Genomic DNA, 5,591 nt, shown 5'->3' with positions numbered 1-5,591 from the left:
GATCGGGCCAGCACGTCCGCTCGCTCCAGGTGCAGCAGCATCCGCTCCCCGTCCCACGGGGAGTCACCGCGGCGGAGAGGGATGGGCGTGTGGGACACGAGACCGCGCAGCCCCGTCATCGCGGACGTCGTCGTCTCGCCACTCAGATCGAGTCGCTGGATGTCGATCGCCTGCGATCCCGAGAGGCCCTCGAGCGCGGCGCGCACAAGGGCCGACTTCCCACTACCCCGCGCACCCGTCACATTGACCACCGCCGCACCGCCCGGCTGGAGCAGCAGCGACAGGGCCTGCAGTTCGGCCACCCGGCCGATCAGGGGCGCATACCTCGACGGGCGGGTTTCCAGGTGGGCCGTGACGGTGACGTCTTCGCGCGAAGGCTCGACAATCATCGTGTGCCGCAGCCCCCCAGGTGCCCCATGGCCTCATCGTAGGAGCCTGAGCGCACTTCGCGGTTGCTCACCGGCTCCGACCCCCACTGCAACCCCGCCGCTCGCGCGCGGCGGAGTGGTCAGCTCATTGCGTCCGCAAGCTCCAGCTGGCTCACCTCGACGGCATTCTTCGCCGTATTCGCGATGTGGGCTCGGGAGACGATGACCGCGGCGACGACCATGATCGCCGCACCGAGCCAGTAGGGCGCGGCGTGGCTGACCGTGGCATAGAGCGCGGCCGCGAGGAGCGGTGCGACGGTGGACATTGCCGCGTTGAGCGATTGGGTTGCCCCACCGAGCCAGCCCTGCTCATCGTCGCCGACAGCGTTGGACATGGCGCCGTCCATCGCGGCCTGCGCGGCGCCTTGCCCTGCAGCGAGCATGAGCGCGCCGACGATGAACAGCCACGGCTGGGCGAGGGTGGAGGCGACCAGAGCCAGCGCGACCAGGCCGATGGTCTGTCCGACGATTCCACTGATGATGACGCCGCGCTCGCCGATGCGTGGGAGCAGGATCCCCAGCAGCACGCCCTGGATGAGGATGTCGATGATGCCGATCGATGCTGTCATCAGTCCGATCTGGGTGGGACCCCAGTTGATGGAGTCGAGAGCGAGGACGCTGAAGTTGTTCACGAAGAATCCGAACGACAGCGCGAGCAGGCCGAAACCGATCAGCAGTCCGCGCAGCTCTTTGCGGCCGAACGCCGCCTTGAAGACGGAGAACGGCTGAACATCGCGCATCGAGATTGTGCTGATGCGGTTTTCGGGCTTAAGGCTCTCGGGGAGCAGGAAGATGCTCAGGACCGCGACGAGGAGGGAGATCCCGGCGGTGATGAAGACCGGGAGCTGAAGGCTCACGGCGGCCAAGAGTCCGCCTACGGCGGGGCCGATCATCATTCCGATGCCGGAGAGCGCCCCGAGGATGCCGAAGCGCTTGGCGCGCTCTTCGGGCGGTGTGATGTCGGCGAGGTAGGCGAACAGTGCGGGAAGATCACCCGCGGTCACGCCCTGGATGGCGCGGGCGAGCACGAGCACCCAAATCGCGCCTCCGATGCCGAACAGGGTCATCGCCACAGCGGCACCGAAGGCAGCGACGATGATGACCGGCCGGCGTCCGAAGCGGTCCGAGAGGCGACCGAGGAAGGGAGCCACGAGGAAAGCACAGAGTCCGTTAATGGCCTCCAGGACGCCGACCCAGATCGCCAGGTCGTTCTCGTTGCCGACGTATTGGAGTACCACGAAGGGGAGGACGGGGAGAACGACCGTCATGCCGATGACGGTGAGCATCGTCAGCGCGACGAGCATGGCCCACGCACGCTTACTGGCGCGGGCCGAGGCAGATGGATTGAGTGAAGTCATTCCATAAGTGTATCGGTACCAGTTTCGGAGTCAAATCAACTATGTACTGAGTGCGGGGTATGCTGGGGTCATGTCTACAACGGAGCCCCTCGGACGCCGCGAGCGCAAGAAGGCGGCCACTCGAAAGACGATCTCCGACGTCGCGACGATGCTCTTCCTCGAGCGCGGTTTCGACAATGTGAGCATCCGCGAGATCGCCGACGCCGCCGACGTCTCGCCGACCACGGTGTTCGCACACTTCGCGCAGAAAGAAGCACTCGTCTTCGACGAAGATGACGAGCAGCGAGATCGACTCGTCGCCGCGGTGCGCGACAGGCGTGTCGGCATAACGATCAACCGCGCTCTGTACGACTTCTATCTCGCTGAGATCGGCATGAACCTCGCGGAGCACGGCGATGACGTGGCGCGGACGTTCATGGCTTTCCTCAAGGAGACTCCGGCCCTTCGCGACTACGCGACGAAGATGTGGCTGCGACACGAGGATGCCCTCGCGGACGCCATCGCAGGCGAACTCGGGCTCTCCGAACCCACGGCTGAGATTCGCGTCTACGCCAGGTTCGTGTTGCAGATGCAGACACTCGTCGCCGAGAGCGAGGACCAGCGAGCCGAGCTGGAGGCAGGGTTCGCCATACTCGAGGGTGGCTGGTCGCCGATCGAGAGTCGACTGGCGGATGCGGCCGGCTGAGCGCGTTCCCGGCGCTTGCCCCGATCCGGCGACCTGACCGCCCGCGTCGACACCTGACACACCTGCGAAGGTCAGGAGCGTGGTTCTGGTGAGCGGTGCTCCCGACCCGCGACCTCGTCGCCGCTAGGCACGACGAACCTCTCCCGGTGTCGCTCGCCGGAAGGGGATCGATGACGCGATCATCAGCACCGCAACGAACGAGAACGCCAGCACGATCGCCYAACCCCCGCGCGGCTGGCTCAGCGCGACACGCGCGCCCCCGATAAGCGGCACAGTTGCGGCGACTGCGATTGCCCCCGCCCACCCGACCACGCCGCACACCACCCGTGCCCACACCGGGCCGATCTGCCCCAGCGAGAACCCACCCGCAATGGCGATTAGGGCGATGCCCACGGCGCCACCGCCGAGGCCCTGAGTCACGAAGGTGACGAGCGCTCCTGGCCGCACCATCGGAGCGATGGCGAATAGCAACGGCGAAAGGGCAAGCCAGCGGATGCCTCGCTGGCGACCGGCTGCGCGCATCGCCGCGGCGAGCCCGAGCGTTCCGCCGACGATCATCCCGGGGGCGAGGATCGTGCCGAAGGTGCCGAACCAGTCGAAGCGCGACGCCGACCCGGCGATCTCCATCATGTAGGCACGAAAGCCTGCGGCCCACGCAAGCCCACAGATCGCCCCCACCACGACGCAGCCCACCCAACGAAAGTGGGGTGGGCTTGCAGGTACGCTGCCCGGCGCCCCTGCACGTTCTCGGTCGTCAATCGCCGACATGATTCGTCGAGCTCAATAGCTGCATGCTGACCACGTCACCCTCGCGGCCGAGGAAGCGCAACCGCTCGCCCGTGATGGGATTCGCGATCACCTCCCACGCGGTAGCGTCCATGCCATATCCTCCGTCGCCGAGCACGCGCAATACCGAGGTGACCTGCGGTTCAGTATCCCCGTTGAATGCTCGGCGCACCAGATACGCACGGCGCGGGGACCGCAGCAACGGAGGCTGGTCGCCGGAGTGGACGCAAGTACCGCCTAATCCCAGCTTTCCCCGTCATCTCGACCGGGAACCTACAGCGCTCGAACCGGGTCGTTGACCGGTCCGTGAACGCGACAGCTCGAGCGGGCTCGCGCGCCTTCATCTCGGCCTGCGCGGCCCACATGTTTACGAGCGCGTCGCTCATCGTCCGATTCTCTAGCATCCACCGCGGCACGGCGCTCGACGCCGCTCTGTCTAGGCTGGTCGGAGGGTAGACAGCCGAGAGATGGGACTTCGTGAACAAGACTGATCCGTCATGGGCAGAGGTGCGCGCGGTCTTGCGAGATCGCGGCGTCGCGGACGGGGCCGTGGTGCTGCCGGGAGATCACGGAGCCGTGTGGGAGGGAGCGCTGAGCCTATCGTCTGGCGATGACGCCCGGTGGGCGCTTTCGACGATCGACTACGGACAGTCACGCGTGCTGCTGCGACGGTCGACGCCGGCGGAAACCGTCACGGCGCTCTACCAGTACGCTCTGTCTCCCATGCCCGAACCGCTGCCGCTACCCGAGAGCGAGCGGGAGCGCATGCTCGCGTGGGCAGCACCCCACGTCCTGGATCTCGCGGCGCGCCACGTCCACGACACGCTCATCGACCTTCCCGCAAACCTCCTCCTCGACCGGATCGGAACGCTGGACGGCTTCCTCCTCTACCCGACCGGCACATCCTTCGAGGCACGGTCACTCCCCGTCACGGCCCTAGACCAGCCCCTGCAGAAGTTCGTCACCACGGATCAGATCCGGGTGCGCGCGACCGTGACGCCGCCTTGGTTCGGTCGCGACGGCGGAGGGGTCCGCTTCTCGATCGAGAATCAGACCCTCGGCATCCGTGATCTCGCGCGCGAGGGCCAACTGCGGCAGCTGACCTGATTGAGAGACTGCGGTGATCTATCCCAAGCCCTGGGAGTCACAGGGATGCGAAGTCTGCCGAACGCAGTGGGAGTCGGGGGATCGGCCCCGATTCGTCGCCGAGAGCATCCCCGACCGCAGTGAACTGCATCGCTGTGAGGTCTGCGGCATCTGGTGGCTCCTGACCGAACGCTACGCGGCAGCGGTGGAGCCCGACGACATCCGACCCACCTACGGAGAGTACTTGGATGCCTGATCCCTTCGCCGCATTGCGGGTCGCAACAGCCGCTCCTCGCTACTTCGTCCGGCAACTCGTCAGGGACGGCGTCCTCGTCCCGTTTGCCCTGCTCCGGCGCACCGTCTCAGGTGGGCGGCCCGTGGACGAGGTGCTTCGAGATGTCGATGTGTGGGAACCCGACAGCAACGGCAATGTCGACAAGGCTGTCCGCATGCCACTGGACAGCGATCTGGAGGAGATCTCGGTCGGGCAGGCCGCACAAGTCCAGCAGATGGTCGCGGAGCGCTCGTTCCGACCTCTGACGAAGGATTGAGGAGTTGATGGTGCCACTTCGGTTGCCGGAGGTGTTCGAAGTGTGGACACGCACGCAGGGGTACGAGGTGACACTGGATGGTGATGGGCTCGTACTCGCCAACACCGGTGGGGAGCTGCGCTACTACGTCGCGCCCGACCCGGCGGGCGTCGGCCTGCTGCGTGCCGAGCGGGCCGAAGATCCGATAGCCGTCATGCGCGCGGCGCAGCTCGATGATGTCGTCCGCTTCCTGATCACGGTCCTCGGCTACGACCTCCGCGCCAGCCGCAACCTGCCCACAATCCGACTCCCGTTCGACTGGTCGTCCCCGGCGCCGGGCTTCAGTCCCGTTGCTCTCGAAGCGGGATGGAACGGGCTCCGCACAGACGAGGGTCGTGTCGTCGACGTTGCGATGGTCGCTCGTGACGTCGTCCATCCCATCGTGAGCTTCTCGTACGTCGCCTCGGCCCCTGTGGCTCAGCTCATCGCCTCGTACGAGGACCGCGACGGCGCCCCCCTACTCTCGGAGTTCGTCCGCTGAGCCTCGACGGCAATGGAGGTACGGATGCCTCGAAGCAGCGTCGCCCCGAAGCCTGACGGATTGCGTATCCACTCGTGACAATCGCAAACGATCTCGCAGACCTTGGGGCGTTCGCCACGTTGGGTGGGTGGACCTGGGTGCAGCCAGAAGACGGCGGCGTACGACTCGGGGCCGCAT

The 5,591-nt window shown here is 66.4% G+C and carries 9 protein-coding genes; 5 read left to right on the top strand and 4 right to left on the bottom strand.

Features of this window, described 5'->3' with window-relative positions:
• Both AC1DVT_RS17480 and AC1DVT_RS17475 read right to left on the bottom strand, forming a co-directional pair.
• Positions 1-389, bottom strand: a 389-nt coding sequence (locus tag AC1DVT_RS17480; RefSeq protein ID WP_477390368.1) for a hypothetical protein, incomplete at its 3' end; no start/stop codon positions are given.
• 119 nt (positions 390-508) lie between these two features.
• Positions 509-1,786: an MFS transporter gene (locus AC1DVT_RS17475; protein WP_477390366.1), complete on the bottom strand. Its 1,278-nt coding sequence runs from the start codon at positions 1,784-1,786 to the stop codon at positions 509-511.
• Between the two features lie 70 nt (positions 1,787-1,856).
• On the opposite strand from AC1DVT_RS17475, the gene AC1DVT_RS17470 reads away from it, so the two are divergent.
• On the top strand, positions 1,857-2,471 hold the full coding sequence (locus tag AC1DVT_RS17470) for a TetR/AcrR family transcriptional regulator (protein ID WP_477390364.1): 615 nt from the start codon (positions 1,857-1,859) through the stop codon (positions 2,469-2,471).
• Positions 2,472-2,594: 123 nt separating this feature from the next.
• Here AC1DVT_RS17470 and AC1DVT_RS17465 read toward each other — a convergent pair whose 3' ends face one another.
• The gene (locus tag AC1DVT_RS17465; protein WP_477390362.1) at positions 2,595-3,101 is read right to left on the bottom strand and encodes a hypothetical protein; all 507 of its coding nucleotides are present in this window, start codon (positions 3,099-3,101) and stop codon (positions 2,595-2,597) included.
• A gap of 124 nt (positions 3,102-3,225) precedes the next feature.
• Positions 3,226-3,351 carry a hypothetical protein gene (locus tag AC1DVT_RS17460; RefSeq protein ID WP_477390360.1) on the bottom strand — a complete coding sequence of 42 codons (126 nt, stop codon included), beginning with the start codon at positions 3,349-3,351 and terminating at the stop codon, positions 3,226-3,228.
• A 383-nt stretch (positions 3,352-3,734) separates the two neighbouring features.
• Between AC1DVT_RS17460 and AC1DVT_RS17455 the strand changes: the two genes are divergently transcribed.
• From AC1DVT_RS17455 to AC1DVT_RS17440, 4 genes are read left to right on the top strand one after another with little or no spacing between them, the layout of a single operon-like run.
• Positions 3,735-4,364 (top strand): TNT domain-containing protein, encoded by a 630-nt coding sequence (locus AC1DVT_RS17455; protein WP_477390358.1) that lies wholly within the window; start codon positions 3,735-3,737, stop codon positions 4,362-4,364.
• A gap of 13 nt (positions 4,365-4,377) precedes the next feature.
• Positions 4,378-4,599: a hypothetical protein gene (locus tag AC1DVT_RS17450; RefSeq protein ID WP_477390356.1), complete on the top strand. Its 222-nt coding sequence runs from the start codon at positions 4,378-4,380 to the stop codon at positions 4,597-4,599.
• Positions 4,592-4,894 (top strand): hypothetical protein, encoded by a 303-nt coding sequence (locus AC1DVT_RS17445; protein ID WP_477390354.1) that lies wholly within the window; start codon positions 4,592-4,594, stop codon positions 4,892-4,894. Before AC1DVT_RS17450 ends, AC1DVT_RS17445 begins: the two co-directional genes overlap by 8 nt.
• A 40-nt stretch (positions 4,895-4,934) precedes the next feature.
• Positions 4,935-5,414, top strand: a complete 480-nt coding sequence (locus tag AC1DVT_RS17440; RefSeq protein ID WP_477390352.1) for an Imm61 family immunity protein — start codon at positions 4,935-4,937, stop codon at positions 5,412-5,414.
• Positions 5,415-5,591: the final 177 nt, after the last annotated feature.

Source organism: Microbacterium sp. P2_F9 (genome assembly GCF_056403635.1).
The sequence above is the reverse complement of the archived record's forward strand: the minus strand, read 5'-3'. Positions and strand labels throughout refer to the sequence as shown.